This window comes from Chromobacterium amazonense (assembly GCF_001855565.1).
Lineage (GTDB): Bacteria > Pseudomonadota > Gammaproteobacteria > Burkholderiales > Chromobacteriaceae > Chromobacterium > Chromobacterium amazonense.
Window position 1 is genome coordinate 201,226 of record NZ_MKCR01000004.1, and the last position, 18,289, is coordinate 219,514.

General features: G+C 60.0%; 17 protein-coding genes. 13 read left to right on the plus strand and 4 right to left on the minus strand.

Annotated elements, in window-relative coordinates; all coding sequences use genetic code 11:
- The first annotated feature begins 105 nt into the window (after window positions 1-105).
- From dcm to BI343_RS04090, 7 genes are all read left to right on the plus strand, one after another.
- Window positions 106-1,374: a DNA (cytosine-5-)-methyltransferase gene (gene dcm, locus BI343_RS04070; protein ID WP_071108760.1), complete on the plus strand. Its 1,269-nt coding sequence runs from the start codon at window positions 106-108 to the stop codon at window positions 1,372-1,374.
- 10 nt (window positions 1,375-1,384) lie between these two features.
- Window positions 1,385-1,906, plus strand: coding sequence for a very short patch repair endonuclease (locus BI343_RS19200; protein ID WP_083340788.1), 522 nt, complete (start codon window positions 1,385-1,387; stop codon window positions 1,904-1,906).
- Complete coding sequence (locus BI343_RS04075) at window positions 1,852-3,162, plus strand: type II restriction endonuclease (RefSeq protein ID WP_071108761.1); 1,311 nt, start codon at window positions 1,852-1,854, stop codon at window positions 3,160-3,162. Before BI343_RS19200 ends, BI343_RS04075 begins: the two co-directional genes overlap by 55 nt.
- Before the next feature lie 35 nt (window positions 3,163-3,197).
- A complete protein-coding gene (locus tag BI343_RS19535; RefSeq protein ID WP_139165630.1) occupies window positions 3,198-3,713 on the plus strand; it encodes a hypothetical protein in 516 nt (171 codons plus the stop codon).
- Window positions 3,714-4,086: 373 nt separating this feature from the next.
- Window positions 4,087-4,872: a hypothetical protein gene (locus tag BI343_RS04080; RefSeq protein WP_139165631.1), complete on the plus strand. Its 786-nt coding sequence runs from the start codon at window positions 4,087-4,089 to the stop codon at window positions 4,870-4,872.
- Between the two features lie 305 nt (window positions 4,873-5,177).
- Window positions 5,178-5,642 (plus strand): antitoxin Xre/MbcA/ParS toxin-binding domain-containing protein, encoded by a 465-nt coding sequence (locus tag BI343_RS04085; RefSeq protein WP_071108775.1) that lies wholly within the window; start codon window positions 5,178-5,180, stop codon window positions 5,640-5,642.
- Window positions 5,639-6,082: an RES family NAD+ phosphorylase gene (locus BI343_RS04090; RefSeq protein ID WP_071108763.1), complete on the plus strand. Its 444-nt coding sequence runs from the start codon at window positions 5,639-5,641 to the stop codon at window positions 6,080-6,082. Before BI343_RS04085 ends, BI343_RS04090 begins: the two co-directional genes overlap by 4 nt.
- 195 nt (window positions 6,083-6,277) lie before the next feature.
- On the opposite strand, the gene BI343_RS04095 is transcribed toward BI343_RS04090, so the two are convergent.
- Both BI343_RS04095 and BI343_RS04100 read right to left on the minus strand, forming a co-directional pair.
- Entirely contained in the window at window positions 6,278-7,714 is a 1,437-nt protein-coding gene (locus BI343_RS04095) for a S8 family peptidase (protein WP_071108764.1), read from the minus strand.
- Between the two features lie 38 nt (window positions 7,715-7,752).
- Window positions 7,753-8,970 (minus strand): RCC1 domain-containing protein, encoded by a 1,218-nt coding sequence (locus tag BI343_RS04100; RefSeq protein ID WP_139165634.1) that lies wholly within the window; start codon window positions 8,968-8,970, stop codon window positions 7,753-7,755.
- Between the two features lie 192 nt (window positions 8,971-9,162).
- Between BI343_RS04100 and BI343_RS19540 the strand changes: the two genes are divergently transcribed.
- Window positions 9,163-9,621, plus strand: coding sequence for a hypothetical protein (locus tag BI343_RS19540; RefSeq protein WP_139165635.1), 459 nt, complete (start codon window positions 9,163-9,165; stop codon window positions 9,619-9,621).
- Between the two features lie 304 nt (window positions 9,622-9,925).
- On the opposite strand, the gene BI343_RS04105 is transcribed toward BI343_RS19540, so the two are convergent.
- On the minus strand, window positions 9,926-10,552 hold the full coding sequence (locus tag BI343_RS04105) for a bifunctional 4-hydroxy-2-oxoglutarate aldolase/2-dehydro-3-deoxy-phosphogluconate aldolase (RefSeq protein ID WP_071108766.1): 627 nt from the start codon (window positions 10,550-10,552) through the stop codon (window positions 9,926-9,928).
- A 62-nt stretch (window positions 10,553-10,614) separates the two neighbouring features.
- The gene (gene edd, locus BI343_RS04110; protein WP_071108767.1) at window positions 10,615-12,447 is read right to left on the minus strand and encodes a phosphogluconate dehydratase; all 1,833 of its coding nucleotides are present in this window, start codon (window positions 12,445-12,447) and stop codon (window positions 10,615-10,617) included.
- 255 nt (window positions 12,448-12,702) lie between these two features.
- Here edd and zwf point away from each other — a divergent pair, with 255 nt between their 5' ends.
- The 5 genes from zwf to pgi form a co-directional block, all read left to right on the plus strand.
- Complete coding sequence (gene zwf / locus BI343_RS04115) at window positions 12,703-14,181, plus strand: glucose-6-phosphate dehydrogenase (protein ID WP_071108768.1); 1,479 nt, start codon at window positions 12,703-12,705, stop codon at window positions 14,179-14,181.
- Between the two features lie 124 nt (window positions 14,182-14,305).
- Window positions 14,306-14,983, plus strand: a complete 678-nt coding sequence (pgl, locus tag BI343_RS04120; RefSeq protein ID WP_071108769.1) for a 6-phosphogluconolactonase — start codon at window positions 14,306-14,308, stop codon at window positions 14,981-14,983.
- On the plus strand, window positions 14,964-16,010 hold the full coding sequence (locus BI343_RS04125) for a glucokinase (RefSeq protein ID WP_071108770.1): 1,047 nt from the start codon (window positions 14,964-14,966) through the stop codon (window positions 16,008-16,010). Before pgl ends, BI343_RS04125 begins: the two co-directional genes overlap by 20 nt.
- Window positions 16,003-16,851, plus strand: coding sequence for a transcriptional regulator HexR (gene hexR, locus BI343_RS04130; protein ID WP_043627289.1), 849 nt, complete (start codon window positions 16,003-16,005; stop codon window positions 16,849-16,851). Before BI343_RS04125 ends, hexR begins: the two co-directional genes overlap by 8 nt.
- 11 nt (window positions 16,852-16,862) lie before the next feature.
- Window positions 16,863-18,289, plus strand: a 1,427-nt coding sequence (gene pgi / locus BI343_RS04135) for a glucose-6-phosphate isomerase (protein WP_071108771.1), incomplete at its 3' end; no start/stop codon positions are given.

Below are 18,289 nucleotides of genomic sequence, written 5' to 3' on the forward strand. Positions count from 1 at the left end.
AAAGGCTGAGAAGATGCCAACTGTTCCCTAGCATTTGCGTAGTACCTCAGTTAAAATGTGTTCAACAGAGGACGATATGTCCGCATTTTGCCCCAGAGAACCCGAATGAACACTCCCGACTCCCTCCAAATCAAGGCAATGTTGGATGAGATCCTGCACCTACGGACTCAAACAGAGGTTGCCTCCGCGCTCCAAGTCGATGCGAGAACTGTCCGTCGATGGAAGGCTGGTGACTGCTTACCTCCCTCCTACCTAGCGCATGCATTACGCCAGCTTCTACCACCTTCGCTTCCTTTCGATAACAACGCCTCGGACTTCACCTTCATCGATCTGTTCGCCGGCATAGGTGGTATCCGCCAAGCTTTCGAAAGTATTGGTGGTCGCTGTGTCTTCACCAGTGAATGGGATAGTTATGCTCAAAAAACCTACGCCGAAAACTATAATCGCGATCAGCACCAACTGAACGGCGACATTACCAAAGTTCATGCCGCCGACATCCCTTGTCATGACGTACTTCTGGCGGGCTTCCCCTGTCAGCCATTTTCCATTGCAGGCGTTTCCAAGAAAAACGCCTTAGGCCGCGCTCATGGCTTTCAGGATGAAACGCAAGGAACCTTGTTTTTTGATGTGGCGCGTATCATTGATGAAAAACGTCCGCGCGCATTCCTGCTGGAAAACGTGAAAAACCTGCTGTCCCATGACAAGGGCCGTACTTTTGACGTAATCCGTCGCACCCTGAGTGAGGAACTGGGCTATCACATTCACTGCAAAGTGATTGATGGCGCACATTTCACACCACAGCACCGAGAACGGATACTAATTGTCGGTTTCCGCGAACCTGTGGCGTTTGACTGGGATGCACTACCGTTACCCCCCAAGGGCAATATCCGACTCGGCGAGATCCTTCACCGTACTGACGGCAGCGAGCCCCTGTTGCCATGGGATGGTGATCGTTTCTTCGACCATGAGGCACGCAAGGTGCAAAACAAATACACTCTCACCCCCAAACTATGGGCCTATCTGCAAGCTTATGCCGAAAAGCACCGTGCCAAGGGCAATGGCTTCGGCTTTGGCCTTGTGGGTGCAGACAGTGTCACCCGCACCCTATCGGCCCGCTATTACAAAGACGGTTCGGAAATCCTAGTTTATCAAGGGGAAGACAAGAATCCTCGTCGTCTGACCCCGCGTGAATGCGCCCGACTGATGGGTTTCCCAGACACCTTCCGCATACCGGTCTCCGATACCCGCGCTTACAAACAGTTTGGCAATTCGGTGGTGGTGGACGTGATGGCTCATACGGCCAGATTGATGCATCAGTTCCTGATTATGGAAACCCTCGAGCCAGAGCTACCACTGCAAGCTGCAATGGCCTGACATAGTCAACATGACCGACATCGTCGACAAGACTACCCGCAGTCGGATGATGTCAGGTATCCGAAGCAAAAACACCAGACCGGAAGTCTTGATCCGCAAAGCTCTGCACGCACAGGGCTTCCGGTATCGCCTGCATCAACGGGGCCTGCCAGGTAAACCCGACCTCTGCTTCCCCAAGTACAAAGCAGTGATACTCATCCATGGTTGTTTTTGGCACGGTCATACCTGCCGCTATTTCAAGATCCCTCAAACCCGCACTGACTTTTGGCTGGACAAGATCAATGGCAACCGGCAGCGCGACACCAGACAATTGATGCAATTAAAGCAAGCCGGATGGAGGGTGCTGGTAGTCTGGGAATGCACAATACGGAAAAAACATCTCCAGACAAAGGACATGCTGATTGACTGTATTGCCAACTGGCTGATAATGGGCAACTGTGACTCACAAATCGATGAAATCGGCATCCAGCCCTTGCCATGTTTGAAGACAGAATCAGTGACTACACCGAAGGCGTTGCCGCCAAATACCTGAGTGCCGTGGACGCAGAGCCCGGTAAATCCCATCAGCACGAAATCGGCGGCCTGCCTGCAGCTGGCTTCCGCGAATGGCTGGGAACACCCGGCAAAGAAGAAGAATATCGCTTCAGAGCACGCCAGATTTACATCCCAGATGATGATGACGAGCCCATCATCTGCGATAGCCATGTCACATGGTATGACTGCTGCCGCAAGGTAGCACACCGTGGCCCAGAGTACCGACTTTACTACCATGATAGCCCAGTAACCACGCGTATAAGCGAAGGGGACTTCTTCCTCGTAGCCAAACTGAGTGAGGAAGCCCTCCCTCTGCAGGATCTCACCCTGCCGGCAGACGGCGCAGTACTAAAACCAGGTAGCTTGCTGATGGTATTTGCCCCCGCTGGCAGTGCAGCCGAGCGGCAATTACGCCAGCTATTTGGATTGGGGAATGTAGGTGAACGTTTCAAGGCCGGAGAACTAGCTGCGGGAACCCTGCTATTGCCACTAAGGATGATGCTGGAGACTCTCGGCATCGAACTGAACAAGCCTGCTCGTTCAGATGACGAATGGATCAGACGATTGCTTACGGCCTTTGGTGGTAAGACCTTCCCTGCGACTTCCGACTTTTCGGCATTTGCGCGCGATAGCATTGCCGAGCAGACCGATGCACTAGCGGATCCGGACAACACCTTGATGGCATGGATGGACCACGAAGAAAAGCTGTTTCGCCTTTACGAACGCCACCTTGTACAAATACAGCTGCGAAGCGGCTTCGGTGAGCATGGCGACGATGTAGATGCTTTCATTAGCTATTCCCTGAGTGTACAAAATCGTCGTAAATCTCGTGTTGGCCATGCCTTTGAAGGACATCTCGACACCCTGTTCCGACTCCACGGGCTACAGTTCCAACAAGGCCGGGGCAAAGGCAATGTGACCGAGAACAATGCCCGGCCCGACTTCATATTTCCTTCATTTGCCGCCTACCACGACTCAAAGTTTCCGGTTGATAAGCTGATAATGCTGGGGGCAAAAACTACTTGCAAAGACCGCTGGCGGCAAGTTCTAAGCGAGGCTAGTCGTATTCTATCCAAGCATCTTATTACCCTCGAAGCTGCTATCAGTGAGTCCCAAACTGACGAGATGACAGCCCATCAGCTTCAGCTGGTGCTCCCAACCAGCATTCATGCTACCTACACAACTCGACAGCAAATGCAAATTCAGGATCTAAATGATTTTATCCTGCATGTAAAAGCTACTCAGTCCACCTAATAAACTGTATTAAGAGTATGAACGAAGAGAAATTGTTGATCGACTGGATTCACAGGGTAGAGCACGATCTTGACAAATGCCAGCCAACCAAAAGACTCCACTCATTGGTAACCGAGATCTATTTCGAACAACATCTTTCCATGTCGAGTAGTCTTAATCTTCCTTCAGCAATTGCATTTGGTTGGATAAAAAGATACAACAGAGAAAAACAATTTACAGAATGGTTTAAAATTGCTTCACAAGATAGCATACCGAAGAAACAGCCCAGTCTTCGCTTTATTAAAGAAATGGCTTTCCATCAACCACAGGATAGATTTTATCTAATCGAGCACCGGATTGACTATAGTCATGAAAGTATACTGCCATTAGTAATTTTCAAAGTAAGAAGCCTACTTACCATTGACGGAAGAGTTGGTGCATTTCCAACAGAAGAAAGTCTGCAGCTTTCCAAAAAATTTACTCAAAATTCTAGTAATAAGCTAAATCAACTAATCTCGACAGAACCCATACACGAGATCGAAAAGTGGCTAAAATTACTAAGGAAGGTCTGAACAACCTGCCACGCAAACAGAAATGCAATTTCTCGCGGGGCTTCGGTTGCATTAGACCTTCCCTAGAATCTATCAAACCCAAGTTGCAACACCATAAAATAGAAAACCAAAGAAATATTGGGTCTCCATTTCACGTATCGACTTACTTCTTTCAGACCATTCAAAATCAGGCTATCACAAATCCAGATAAAGATATTCGTCGCAAGTAGTACGACAACGGATCAATTTATTTCCTGATTGCATACTGTTCTATCGCCCTGTTTCAGCCACATCCACCCCACATTATATTGGCGGCCAAACAAAGCCAGATCCTGGCAATAAAAGGAGGATGGAGATATTGCAAATATCTTATCCAGGATAAAGCGGGGCTAACATGTCTAAACTCGGAAGGTCTATTATTATTGACCCAACCGCACTCAACCAGGAGAATCAAGACAATTTGATTGAGGATTTATATCCTATTCATGCAGAAATCTTCGATGGCGTCAGCAAACTGGATTTTGCCAATTATGTGGTCAAGTCCAGCGCGCCTCACACACGCATCTTGCTGCACCGTGACCAGCAAGAAAATATCGTCGGCTATTGCGCCATACATTTCTTTGAAGAACAGATGGAAGGCCAGGCCGTCACCATCATTCGCATGGAGGCTGGGCTTAAGCGGGAATACCGTCGTGGCAACCGCAATGCGCCATTTGTGATAAGCCAGCTGCTGGGCTACCGTTTGCGCCAACCGCTGCGCAAAATCTACTACCTGGGCGCGCTGGTCCACCCATCCAGCTTCATGCTGTTGAGCAAGTACGCGCGCCAGGTCTGGCCCAGCCCGCGCTACCCGGACGACAGCCGCTACCAACGCATCGCGGCCCACCTCACCCAAGCCTTCCGGCTACAGCCGGTGGCTAACGCGCAACCTGGCGTGGTGCATGTGGGCTGGCGCACTCGCGACGACGAGGCCGACCAGAGAAAATGGGCGGCAATTCCGCACCAGGCCGCGCAATTCTATTTAAGCCGCAACCCCGGCTACGTGGCCGGCCATGGTTTGCTGACGCTGGTGCCGGTCAACACGGCTTGCGTATTGCATGCCATCCGGTCCCTGCTGTCAGACCGCTGGGCACGCTTGTGGCAACCGCGCCAAAGCGGAAGCGCCGCCAGAGCGCATTAAGAGTCGCGCCCCCATAAGCCATGCGCAAAAGCCAGTCCCACTAGGTAGCGGGCCTGGCTTTTCTTATTCGGCATGACAAACCACGACGATGCGCCTTCTGTAAGCGCTTACCTCAAGCGCAACTTGCGGTTTTTTAGGCTGTACCGCATCGCCAAGCACAATGGAATTTCAATATTTGCCATTAATTCTTTTATCGTGGCGTGAAGGAGATGGCATCATCCATCCTTTTCTCCAACCGGTCCTCCCGCTTGCGTCGTTTTGGCAAAATGCCGATACTAAATAGGCAATTGCCTATGGAGGCCTCCATGTCCCAACCCTTGTTCAAACCTTCGCCCTCTGCGCTGCCGGAACAGCCTAGCGGCCCGGCGCTGCGGTTTGCCCGCTTGTCCCGCATCATCGGCCAGCCGCTGCAATCCGACCTGGAAGTGGCGCGTTACGTCGCCAACGGCGCGGATACCGGGCTGATAGAACAGCTGACCGGCCAAGGCCTGACGCGCAAGGAGCTTGAGTTTGTGATTCCGGCGCGCACGCTGTCCCATCGCATCAAGAAACACGAAAAACTCAGCCGCGACGAATCCGAGCGCGGCGTGCGCATCGCCAGCCTGCTGGCGCTGGCGCAACAAGTATTGGGGGAGGAAGCTACCGGCTGGCTGCGCCAGCCGCTGCGGCGCTTCGACAACGCCAGCCCGCTGGAGATGGCGCAAACCGAGCAGGGCGCGCGGCTGGTGGAAAACCTGTTGATCCAGATAGACGAAGGCTACGTCGCGTGATTGGCTGGCGCATCAGCCATTACGCGGACCTGAACGGATTGGGCGGGCTGCGCGCCGACGGCCGCTGGCACCACGCCGGCCGACCCATTGTCTATCTGGCGGACCATGCCGCCAGCGCCATGCTGGAAATGCTGGTGCACAGCGAATTGCGCCGGCTGCCTGCCAGTTTTCAGCTGCTGAAGGTAGAGCTGCCAGACGACAGCCTGCTGGACCTGGACCCGGCTGCACTGCCGCCGGACTGGCGCGCCCGGCAGGAGGAAACCCGCAGGATGGGCGACGATTGGCTGGCGCAGTCGCCCAGCGCGCTGCTGCGGGTGCCCAGCGCCCTGGCGATGGATGGCCAAAACCTGCTGCTGAATCCGCAGCACCCGGATGCGGCGCGCTGCCGTATCCTCCAGGTGATAGACGCGCCGCTGGACACGCGGCTGCGCCAGCCTTAAGCCAGAACAAAATAAAAAAAAACCGGCCGCCAGGGCTAATGCCGTTCACTTAAGAGAAAAGCACCGTCTCCGTGCATGGGAAACGGTGCTTTTTTTGTGGATTCCTGTGCTCTCAAGGCCAGAAAAGTCGCCCGAAAATCCTTAAGTGAACGGCATTAGGCCGCCAGGGCCGGTTTGCTTCTTCAGACGCGACGATCAGCGATAAGCCTGGGCCGCTTTCACCGCAGCAGCGGCATCCACCAAACCGGCGGAGCAGCCTTCGCAAGCCGCAGCCGGCGTACGCGAGGTTTGAATCAGCAATTTACGGGTCGCACGCCAATCCAGCTTGGGATTGACGGCCAGCATCAACGCTACCAGGCCGGACACATGCGGGGCAGCCATGGAGGTGCCGCGATCCGGGCCATAGCTGTCGTTGCCTGGCGTCGTCTTGCCATCGTTGAAAGTGGAAATGATCCCCGGGTCTTTGCCCAACCAGTCCCCACCCGGCGCGGTCACGGCTACCATTGCGCCATAGTTGGAATACGATGCGATGCCGCCATTCATGCCGTTGGCCGCTACCGTTATCACCCCCGGGCAACTGGCCGGAGCAAAATCGCGGGTATTGCGCATGGCGTTGCCTGCCGCCACCACCACAATCCCATTGCGCGTCGCCACCTGCTGGATCACATCGCGATAGGTCTGGGTGCAGGGTTGAGCGCCGCCCAGCGACATGCTGATCACGCGAGCGGGGTTGGCGTTGGCTGGCAAACCAGGCACGGCGCCGCCCACCGCCCACAACATGGCGTCGGCGATGTCGGCATCGGTGCCGCCGCAGCGGCCCAACACGCGCAAGGGCAGCAGCTTGGCCTGCGGCGCCACGCCAGTCAGCCCTTGTCCGGCGCCGCCCGCCGCCGCGATGGTGCCGGCCACATGGGTGCCATGCCAGGAGGAGGGCTGCCCCGCCACGCCCTGGCCGCACTCGTTATCGGCATGCCAATCGCCCTGATCCTGGGCATTGGCTTGACGCGCCGTCTTGCCATCCGGCCCTATCGGGAGACGCGCTTCGGCGGGAGAGGAAACAAAGTTATAACCCGGCTGCAGCAAGCTCGGCAGCAGATCCTTGTGCGGGCGATAGCCGGTATCCAGCACCGCCACGGTGACGCCTTGTCCCTGGGTGATATCCCATGCCGCCGGCAGATTCAGCGAGCCAGGCTGGCTGGCGCTATCCTGCATATCCCATTGCAGCGCGGCGTAGTTAGGGCTGGGAGGAACAAAATTGGCTTTTTTGATGAAGTTAGGTTCGGCGTACTCCACCGATGGGTCTTGCTGCTTGATGCGTTGCGACAACGCCCGCGCTTGACTGGCGCTCATCGGCTTGCCGCTGTTGAACACATAAGCGCCGGTGCCCATTTGGTGATCGAACTGCAACGGCAGGCCTGTGATGCTTTGCACCTGCTGCGTGCGCTGGGAAAAGTCGGTTGGGCGGGCGGGCAAGGCCTGGCCACGCGGCAGGCTGGCGGCCTGCCTGGCCAGCTGGTTTTGAGAACTCTGCTTGTATTTGACGATGATGCCGGCAGCCTCTGGGCCGCTGGGCGCGGCTGCAACCATGCCACTGAGGCCGGCAAGCAGCAGGCTGGAAATCAGTTTTTTCATTTTCACGGAAAGCTCCTTCAACTTGCTATGCGGGCCATTCAGCTTTTCAGATACGGGATGGTGGTCAGATTAGCCGGCAGTGCGCCGCCGCCTGCCGATGGGCTGCCCCAGTTCACCAGCTTGCCATCCTTGGCTACAGCCAGGAATCCCCCCAGATCGGTGCTGTAAATGGCGCGGATGTTTTGCAGCTTGGCCTGCACCGCCGAACTATCGCCGCCATGAGCCGCCGCTCCCCAAGTCACGACCGTGCCGTCCTTCTTCAGCGCGGCGAAGGCGTAATCGTTGGCAAACAGGGCGACCACATTGTTGAGTTGAGCTTGCACCGCGGAAGCATCCCCGCCGCGCGTTTCATCGCCCCAGGCCACAACGGTGCCGTCTTTTTTCAAGGCGGCGAAGGCGGTTTCCGTGCTGGCAACCGTTGCCACATCGCGCAGCTGCGCTTGCACCGACGCCACATTATTGCGCTGGCTATCGCCCCAGCTCACTACCGTGCCATCCTTTTTCAAGGCGGCGAACGCCGTTTTGCTGGCAAACAGCTTGGCCACATTGGACAGGCCGCCGGAGAAGCCGCTCAGGTCGGCGCCACGGTCCTGGAACAGGCTGCCAATGGTGCTCACCAAGCCGTTCTGGCTCAACGCGGCAATCACGCTGCGATTGCTGAGCAGCGACAAGTTGGACTGGGGCATCGGCTCGGTGCCGGTATAGAAATTCTCGGTATCCCAGTTAAGACCCCATGTCACCACGCTGCCGTCCTTTTTCAAGGCGGTGAAGCTGTAATCGGTAGCGTAGATTTTCACCACATTATTCAACTGGCTGGCCACGGCCGACGCATCGCCGCCGGCTGCGGGATCCCCCCAGGCCACCACCGTGCCATCCTTCTTCAGCGCGGCTGCGGCGCCCTCGCTGTACACCACGTCTGCGATGTTGTTGAAGTTCGCCAACGAAGCCGCGGTAAAGAAGGTTCCCATTGAGCTGGAGCCACCGTTGCCGTCGAAGATCTGCTCCATATTGCCCCATGCTGTAGCGCTGCCATCGCTGTTGAGCGCGACGAAACCACGCTTCAGCGGCCAGATGCGGCTCACCTTGCCCAGCGGCGCCACTGGACCGAAATCGGTGCTACCTACGCCTCCATTAGCATCCTTGTTGCCACCCGAGGCAGGGCGCCCCCAGGTCACCACGGTGCCATCGGCTTGCAACGCAGCCCAGGCACGCTCGCTGCCGGCCACCTGCACCACATTGCTCGGCTGCGCTTTCAAAATAGACGTATCGCCGCCTAGCCGGTTGCTCCCCCAGACCGCCAGAGAGCCATCGCCATTCAACGCGGCGAATACTGAAGATGAGGTGAATACTTTTTGCGGAGCCAGCGTCTGAACCACTGTCTTGAAACCGCAGCTTGCGCGGACCAGCAGCGGCGAACTGGGATCGGGATCGTCAATATAACTTCCCTGTTGAACCGCGCTCTGGTTATAGCTTTGCCATGTCAGCTGCAAATCACCCTGGCAATTGTTGCTTACCGCGGTCAGCGTGCCGCCGCGCGCGCCAAACACGTCCAGCGTCAGTTGGTTGCCGCTACCGACCAAATTGCTGGTATTGCTATTGCTGGCGCCACCATCTCCGCCGCCTCCGCCACCGCACCCTGCCAGCGCGCCGATCAGGCCAGCGCCCAGCGCCAATGCGCTGAGACGCCATGGAACTTGCGTCCGTGTCATCACATTTCCCTTTTCTCGATTGCAGACCACCATTTTTGTTTAATGCTCAAGGCATTAAACAAAATGTATCAGCATGAAATAAAAATGGAAAATGTTTGTAACACGAAGGCATTATTTCGTGCATTTTCGCAACAATTTTGTCTATTCTTGCCAGCGAAACACAAAATAAAAACAGTAAGATATACCAAAAAAAGTTGAAAAATTCACATATAAGATTGCATAAAATCGAAAGTTAGTTCAATTTTCCAAAAAAATCCGCCACCATAGACAATTACGCCAGACAAGCTCTTCCCGCAGCAATGCCATATGCCCGCACGGCCAAGTCGGCGCTTCACAATTCTTTGCGCAAGCGCGGCGTGGAAAATTAGAGTCAATTCACCAAAAATCTTCTGGAAAAAAATAATTAGCTGAAACGGTTATTTCAATATTCTCATGCGCAATGAAAAACGCCCCGCAGCAGTAGCTGCAGGGCGGTTGAAGTGTGTTGCGCAGGTAGCGCTGATCAGCTGCGGGAGAGCTGGGTTGCCTCGCGCGCCAGCTGGGTGATGCGGTCCCAATCGCGGGCGGCGATGGCGTCATCCGGCGTCAGCCAGCTGCCGCCGACTGCCAGCACATTGGGCAGCGCCAGGTATTCCGGCGCCTTCTTGATGTCGATGCCGCCGGTGGGGCAGAAGCGCAGGTCCGGGAAGGGGCTGGCCAGTGACTTCAGCAGCTTGACGCCGCCCACCGCCTCAGCCGGGAACAGCTTCAGCGTGTTGAAGCCCTCGTCCTGCGCCCACATGGCTTCGGACGGCGTGGCGATGCCAGGGATCAGCGTTAGGTTGGACGCGCGCGCGGCCGAAGCCAGCTCGCCGGTGAAGCCCGGGCTGATGCCGAATTGCGCGCCGGCGTCCACCGCCGCTTCCAGCTGGGCGCGGTTGCGCAGGGTGCCGGCGCCGACGATGGCTTCCGGCACTTCATCGCGCATGCGGCGCATGGCAGCCAGCGCGGCCTTGGTGCGCAGCGTCACTTCCAGCACCTTGATGCCGCCGGCCACCAGGGCGTGGGCCAGGTCCACCGCCACGGCGGCGTCGTTGACGATGATCACCGGCACCACCGGGCCTTGGCGCAATACAGTCAAAGCATCCATTTCAATCTCCTGTTAGCGGGCACCGCGTGGTCGCGCGGCGCACTGCAAAATCGGTTACCGGGTCAGTTCCAGTCCGGATGGCGGAAGCTCATCGCGCCGGCCTCGGCATGGTCGGCCACGTGGCGGAACACCGCAAACAGCTCGCGGCCGATGCCGTATTCATTGTGCGCCAGATCGGCCTGAGCCTGCTCGCGCGCCGCCCATTCGGCGGCGTCCACCAGGGCCGCCAGTTCTCCGGTTTCGGCATTGACGCGGATCAGGTCGCCATCCTTGATCTTGCCGATGGCGCCGCCGGACAGCGCTTCCGGCGACACGTGGATGGCGGCCGGCACTTTGCCGGACGCGCCGGACATGCGGCCGTCGGTCACCAGCGCCACTTTGAAGCCGCGCTCCTGCAGGATGGTCAGCGCCGGGGTCAGCTTGTGCAGTTCCGGCATGCCGTTGGCGCGCGGGCCCTGGAAGCGGATCACCGCGACGAAGTCTTTTTCCAGCTCGCCGCGCTTGAAGGCCGCCAGCATGTCGTTCTGGTCGTGGAATACCACCGCCGGCGCTTCCACCACGCGGTGCTCGGCCTTCACCGCCGACACCTTGATCACGCCGCGGCCGATATTGCCGGCCATCAGCTTCAGGCCGCCATCGGCCGAGAACGGATTGGCAGCCGTGCGCAGCACGCTGTCGTCGCCGCTGACGGCGGGCGCGTCGCGCCATTTCAGCTCGCCGTTGTCCAGCCACGGTTCCTGCGTGTAACGCGACAGGCCACGGCCCATCACGGTGCCCACGTCTTCGTGCAGCAGGCCGGCGGACAGCAGCTCGCGGATCACGAAACCCATGCCACCGGCGGCATGGAAGTGGTTCACGTCAGCCTTGCCGTTGGGGTAAGCGCGCACCAGCAGCGGGATGATGGCCGACAGTTCGTCGAAATCGTCCCAGTTGACGTCGATGCCGGCCGCGCGGGCGATGGCCACGATGTGCATGGTGTGGTTGGTGGAGCCGCCGGTGGCCAGCAGGCCGACGATGGCGTTGACGATGGATTTTTCATCGATCATCTCGCCCACCGGGGTGAACTGTTCGCCCTGGGCGGCGATCTTGGCGCCCTGGGCCGCGGCGGCGCGGGTCAGCGCCTCGCGCAGCGGGGTATTCGGGTTGACGAAGGCGGCGCCCGGCAGATGCAGGCCCATGATTTCCATCAGCATCTGGTTGGAGTTGGCGGTACCGTAGAAGGTACAGGTGCCGGGGCCGTGGTAAGACTGGCACTCCGATTCCAGCAGCGCGTCGCGGCCCACCTTGCCTTCGGCGTACAGCTGGCGCACCTTGGCCTTTTCGTCGTTGGCGATGCCGGTGGTCATAGGACCGGCCGGGACAAACAGCGCCGGGAGATGGCCGAAACTCAGCGCGCCTATCATCAGGCCCGGTACAATCTTGTCGCACACGCCCAGGTACAGGGCGGCGTCGAACATCTGGTGGGACAGCGCCACGGCGGTGCTCATGGCGATCACGTCGCGGCTGAACAGCGACAGCTCCATGCCGGGCTGGCCCTGGGTGACGCCGTCGCACATCGCCGGCACGCCGCCGGCGAACTGGGCGGTGGCGCCGGCCGCCAGCGCGGCCTCTTTCAGCCAGGCCGGAAAGGCGGCCAGCGGCTGATGGGCCGACAGCATGTCATTGTAGGAAGACACAATCGCCAGATTGGGACGGTGCTCTTCCTTCAAGTGGATTTTCACCGTATCAGGCATCGCCGCGAAGGCGTGGGCCAGGTTGGTGCACGACAGATGGGCCCGCTCCACCCGGCCTTGCTGGGCAGCGGCGCGCACGCGAGCCAGGTAGGCGCTGCGGCGCGGCTGGCTGCGCGCAATGATGCGGTCGGTAACGGCGGACAGGGTGGGATGCAAAGCCATGGTGACGTTCCGTGTTGAATTGATGCAAATAGTAGTTTTACTACACGCAAAACGCAAGGCGAACTACGTAGCGCCCGCGGCGTCTAGTGGCGACTATCCTCTTTTCCAAGAACGATTTCCAGCAAATCGCCCCAAATTTTGAGCCAAGGCAAAAGGTGTTGCAAAAGCGGCTCTGTCCGAGGCTTTGCCGTAGACATCAAGTGGCTGGATGGTAATATAACTACATCTAATTAAACTTCGAGATGGAAGATCAGGATGGAGACTCGTTCTACCCCTACCCCTGCCTTCGACATGGTGCTGTTCGGCGGCGCCGGCGATCTGGTCATGCGCAAGCTGCTGCCTTCCCTCTATCAGGCGCACGCCGCCGGCCTGCTCAATGAGCAGGGCCGCATCCTGGCGCTGGGCCGCAAGGATTTGAGCCGCGACGATTACCTGGCTTCCGTCGAGAAACAGTCCCGCATCCATATCAAGGCTCACTTCGACGCCGCGGCCTGGCAAAGCTTCTGTGCCCGCGTCGACTACCTGAAAGTGGACGCCTCGCAGGCGGCCGACTTCCCGGCGCTGGCCGAGAAGATCGGCAACGACGCCGGCAAGGTGGTGGTGTGCTACCTGGCCACCGCGCCGAACCTGTTCGCCGGCATCTGCGAAAACCTGGCCGCAGTGGGCCTGAACCGCGACAACGTGCGCGTGGTGCTGGAAAAACCGCTGGGCACCGATCTGGACTCGTCCAACGAGATCAACGACGACGTAGCCCGCTTCTTCCAGGAAGACCAGCTGTACCGGATCGACCACTACCTGGGCAAGGAGTCGGTGCAAAACCTGATGGCCATCCGCTTCGCCAACGCGCTGTTCGAGCCGCTGTGGCGCCGCGAGTGGATCCACGACGTGCAAATCACGATCTCGGAAGAACTGGGCGTGGGCAGCCGCGGCGACTTCTACGACGGCACCGGCGCGCTGCGCGACATGGTGCAGAACCATCTGCTGCAGCTGTTGTGCATCGTGGCCATGGAGCCGCCGGCCAACCTGGAAGCCGACGCCGTCCGCGACGAGAAGCTGAAGGTGCTGAAGGCGCTGCGTCCGTTCACCGAGCAGGAAGTCGCCACCAAGACCGTGCGCGGCCAGTACAAGGCCGGCGCCGTCGGCGGCCAGCCGGTGGTGGGTTATCTGGAAGAGGCCGGCATTCCGGAACACAGCCAAACCGAAACCTTCGTCGCCATCAAGGCCGAAATCGACAACTGGCGCTGGGCCGGCGTGCCCTTCTTCCTGCGCACCGGCAAGCGCATGCAGGAACGTCTGGCGGAAATCGTCATCAACTTCCGCGACGTGCCGCACCAGGTATTTGCCGGCCCGCTGGGCGGCTGCCACCACGCCAACCGCATGGTGATCCGCCTGCAGCCCGATGAAAGCATCCGCCTGTACTTCCTGGCCAAGGAACCGGGCGACACCATGCGCCTGCAGCCGGCCTACCTGGACCTGGACTTCTACAAGGCCTTCAAGGTGCGCCGCGCCGACGCCTACGAACGCCTGCTGCTGGACGTGATCCGCGGCAAGCTGGCGCTGTTCATGCGCCGCGACGAGCTGATCGAGGCCTGGCGTTGGGTGGAACCGATCATGGACACCTGGGCCGCCAGCACCAACAACCCGCCCAAGCAGTACACCGCCGGCAGCTGGGGGCCGGCCGCATCCAGCGCGCTGCTGTCGCGCGACGGCATCAGTTGGCACGAGGAGTGTTAAGGTAGGGCGGAAGCCCCCTGCGGGGGCGTTCCGCCTTTTTGCTTTCCATGCGACAGGCACGTTGCGGCGGAACGCCCGGCCACGCCGGGCTTCCGCCCTATACAGAAATCAACGAGGTACGCCCATGAACTGGTTGGAATTTCCGGAAGCCAAGCAACAGACCGACGCCCTGGCCAACAGCGTGGCCTCGCGTTTATCGGCCGCCATCGAAAGCCGCGGCAACGCGGTGCTGGCGGTGTCCGGCGGCAAATCGCCCATCCCGTTCTTCCAGTTGATGGCGGAAATGGCCATAGACTGGAAACGCATCACCATCACGCTGGTGGATGAGCGCTTCGTCGCGCCGGACCACCCGGACAGCAACGCCGGCTTGGTTCGCGCCCACTTGCTGCAGAACCGCGCCGCGCCGGCCCGCTTCCTGCCGCTGGTGCGCGAAGCCAAGGACATAGCCGCCGAAGTGGCCGCCGCCTGCCGCGACTTTGTCGCGCCGGACGTCGCCATCCTGGGCATGGGCGAAGACGGCCACACCGCCTCACTATTCCCCGGCGCGCCGGAGCTGACCGCCGGCCTGGACCCGGCAAACGCGCACCCCATCCTCGCCGTGACGCCGCAGACGGCGCCGCACCGCCGCATATCGATGAGCTACGCCGCGCTGCTGCAATCGGGCAGCCTGATCCTGTCCATCCAGAGCGCCAAGAAGCGCGAAATACTGGAAGCCGCCAGCCGCGCCGTCAGCGACACGCTGCCGATCAGCCACTTCCTGGCACAAGACAAGGTGCCGCTCGATGTCTACTGGTCTGCCTGAAACCTGGCCGCGCCTGCTCGGCGACGTCGGCGGCAGCAACGCGCGTTTCGCGCTGGAAACCGGCCCCGGCGTCATCGAGGACATCCTGACGCTGCCCACCGCGCGCTACCCGACGCTGGAAGACGCGCTGCGCGACTATCTGGCCCAAACCGGCGCCCGCCGCGTCGCCCATGCCGCCATCGGCATCGCCAATCCGCTGAACGGCGACCGGGTGACCATGACCAATTGCCATTGGTCGTTTTCGATTGAAGCCGCGCGCCGCGCGCTGGGCTTGTCCACCTTGCTGCTGCTGAACGACTTCACCGCGCTGGCGCTGGCCTTGCCCAAGCTGCCCGCCAAGGAGCTGACGCAAATCGGCGGCGGCGCGCCGCGGCCGGACTCGCCGCTGGCGCTGATCGGCCCCGGCACCGGACTCGGCATGTCGGCGCTGGTGCCGCATCCAGGCGGCTGGCGCGCGCTGGCCGGCGAAGGCGGCCATGTCTCGTTCGCGCCGCAGGATGAGCGCGAGTCCGCGGTCTGGCGCTACGCCGCCGCGCGTTTCGGCCATGTCTCGGCCGAACGCCTGCTGTCCGGCCCCGGCATCAGCCTGATCCACCAGGCGCTGTGCGAACGCGACGGCGAGGACGACGCCCCGCGCGAGCCTTCCTGGATCAGCGCGCAAGGGCTGGCCGGGCGCGACGCGCGCTGCCGCGAAACCCTGGAAATCTTTTGCGGCGCGCTGGGCTCCGCCGCCGGAAATCTGGCCCTGACGCTCGGTGCCCGTGGCGGGGTATACATAGGTGGTGGTATTGTGCCGCGTCTAAGCGGTTTTTTTGAACAATCCCCATTTCGCCGCCGCTTCGAGGACAAGGGACGGATGTCGGGCTATCTGGCCGACATCCCGGTTTACCTGATCACCAGCGCCTATCCCGCCCTGCAGGGCGTGGCCGCCTATCTGGCGGACCATCTGGCGCCGCGCAGCGACCCTTCCCCGGTGGACGTTTCCACCTCTCCTCGCGGCGGCTCAGCAGGAGACATGCATGCTTGATCGCATCCGTGGCCAACTGGAGATGCTGTCCTCGGCCGAGCGCAAAGTGGCCGAGCTGGTGCTGGAACAGCCCTACACGGTGATCCAGGCCGCCGTGGCCGACATCGCCAAGAGCGCAGGCGTCAGCCAGCCCACCGTGATCCGTTTCTGCCGCACCGTCGGCTGTTCCGGCCTGCCCGATTTCAAGCTGAAGCTGGCCGGCAGCCTGGTGACCGGGGTGCCCTACGTCCACTCCAGCGTGCGCCCGGAAGACCCGACGTCCGAAATCGTGGCCAAGGTGTTCGACAACACCGTGTCGGCGCTGCTCAAGTGCCGCAACGACGTCAACCCGCAGGCCATAGAAGCCGCCGTGCGGCTGCTGACCGACGCCCATCGCATCGAATTCTACGGCCTGGGCAACTCCGGCATCATCGCCGCAGACGCCCAGCACAAGTTCTTCCGTTTCGGCATCCCCACCGTGGCTTATTCCGACACCCACATCCAGATGATGGCGGCATCGGTGCTGGGCCCGGACGACGTATTGGTGGCGATTTCCAGCTCCGGCCGTACCATGGAGCTCTTGGAAGCGGTGGACGTGGCGCTGTCCGCCGGCGCCAAAGTCATCGCGCTGACCACCAGCGGCTCGCCGCTGGCGCGCCGCGCCACCGTGTCGCTGATCGCCGACACGCTCGAAGACAATGAAACCTACAGCCCGATGATTTCGCGCATCGTGCATCTGGTGCAGATAGACATCCTGGCGGTCAGCGTGGCCCTGCGCCGCGGACCGGGACTGATCCGCCAGCTGGAAAAAACCAAGCACAGCCTGAAGAACCGCAGGCTGGACAATAAACAAGCGGAATAGGACGAGATATCATGAGTGAACTGACCGAACTCCCAGCCTGGCAAGCCCTGTGGGACCACTTTGCCGAAGCCAAGCACCTGCACATGCGCGACCTGTTCGCCTCCGATCCGGAGCGAGCGGAGCGCTACTCGCTGGAAGTGGGCGGACTGTTCCTCGACTATTCCAAGAACCGCATCACCGACGCCACGCTGATGGGCCTGATGGAGCTGGCGCGCGAAGCCGGCCTGCCTGCGCGCATCAAATCCATGTTCAAGGGCGAGAAGCTCAACCGCACCGAGCACCGCTCCGCGCTGCACATCGCGCTGCGCAACCGCACCAACTCGCCCATCATCGTCGATGGCGAGGACGTGATGCCGCAGGTCAATTCGGTGCTGGAGCGGATGGGCCGCTTCGCCCACGCCGTGCGCTCCGGCGACTGGCTGGGCTTCACCAATCAGCCGATCACCGACATCGTGAATATCGGCATCGGCGGCTCCGACCTCGGCCCGCTGATGGTCTGTAGCGCGCTGAAGCCGTTTGGCCATCCGCGGCTGAACATGCACTTCGTCTCCAATGTGGACGGCGCCCAGCTGAAGGAAACGCTGAAGAAGGTGCATCCGGAGACCACCCTGTTCGTGGTGGAGTCCAAAACCTTCACCACCCAGGAAACGCTGACCAACGCCCTAACCGCCCGCGAATGGTTCCTGTCGCACTCGCGCGACGAAGGATCGGTGGCCAAGCACTTCGTCGCCGTGTCCACCAACCAGAAGGCCGTGGCGGACTTCGGCATCGATCCGGCCAATATGTTCGAATTCTGGAACTGGGTGGGCGGCCGCTACAGCCTGTGGTCGGCCATCGGCCTGCCCATCATGCTGTACCTGGGCGAGGAAAACTTCACCGAGCTCTTGAACGGCGCCCACATCATGGACCAGCACTTCATGAACGCGCCGTTCGAGCAGAACATGCCGGTGCTGCTGGCCATGATAGGCATCTGGTACATCAACTACTATGGCGGCGGCAGCCATGTGATCGCGCCGTACGACCAGTACCTGCATCGCCTGCCGGCCTTCATCCAGCAGCTGGACATGGAGTCCAACGGCAAACAGGTGACGCTGTCCGGCCAGCCGGTCAATTATGAAACCGCGCCCATCATCTGGGGCGAAACCGGCATCAACGGCCAGCACGCCTTCTTCCAGCTCTTGCACCAAGGCACCCACATCTCGCCTATCGACCTGATCGCCTCGCTGGAAAACCGCTCCAGCCTGCCGGGCCACCACGAGATCCTGCTGGCCAATGTCTTCGCCCAGGCCGAAGCCTTCATGCGCGGCAAGACCGCCGAGGAAGTGCGCGCCGAGCTGACGGAACAGGGACTGAAGGGCGAGGCGCTGGAAGCGCTGGTGCCGCACAAGGTATTCGGCGGCAACCGCCCGACCAACACCTTGCTGATGAGCCGCCTCGA

Bases quoted from the DNA above. Each gene is read 5' to 3' on its own strand.
- dcm (WP_071108760.1), top strand. From the start codon at position 106: ATGAACACTCCCGACTCCCTCCAAATCAAGGCAATGTTGGATGAGATC.
- BI343_RS19200 (WP_083340788.1), top strand. From the start codon at position 1,385: ATGACCGACATCGTCGACAAGACTACCCGCAGTCGGATGATGTCAGGT.
- BI343_RS04075 (WP_071108761.1), top strand. From the start codon at position 1,852: ATGTTTGAAGACAGAATCAGTGACTACACCGAAGGCGTTGCCGCCAAA.
- BI343_RS04080 (WP_139165631.1), top strand. From the start codon at position 4,087: ATGTCTAAACTCGGAAGGTCTATTATTATTGACCCAACCGCACTCAAC.
- BI343_RS04085 (WP_071108775.1), top strand. From the start codon at position 5,178: ATGTCCCAACCCTTGTTCAAACCTTCGCCCTCTGCGCTGCCGGAACAG.
- BI343_RS04095 (WP_071108764.1), bottom strand. From the start codon at position 7,714: ATGAAAAAACTGATTTCCAGCCTGCTGCTTGCCGGCCTCAGTGGCATG.
- BI343_RS04105 (WP_071108766.1), bottom strand. From the start codon at position 10,552: ATGGATGCTTTGACTGTATTGCGCCAAGGCCCGGTGGTGCCGGTGATC.
- edd (WP_071108767.1), bottom strand. From the start codon at position 12,447: ATGGCTTTGCATCCCACCCTGTCCGCCGTTACCGACCGCATCATTGCG.
- zwf (WP_071108768.1), top strand. From the start codon at position 12,703: ATGGAGACTCGTTCTACCCCTACCCCTGCCTTCGACATGGTGCTGTTC.
- pgl (WP_071108769.1), top strand. From the start codon at position 14,306: ATGAACTGGTTGGAATTTCCGGAAGCCAAGCAACAGACCGACGCCCTG.
- BI343_RS04125 (WP_071108770.1), top strand. From the start codon at position 14,964: ATGTCTACTGGTCTGCCTGAAACCTGGCCGCGCCTGCTCGGCGACGTC.
- hexR (WP_043627289.1), top strand. From the start codon at position 16,003: ATGCTTGATCGCATCCGTGGCCAACTGGAGATGCTGTCCTCGGCCGAG.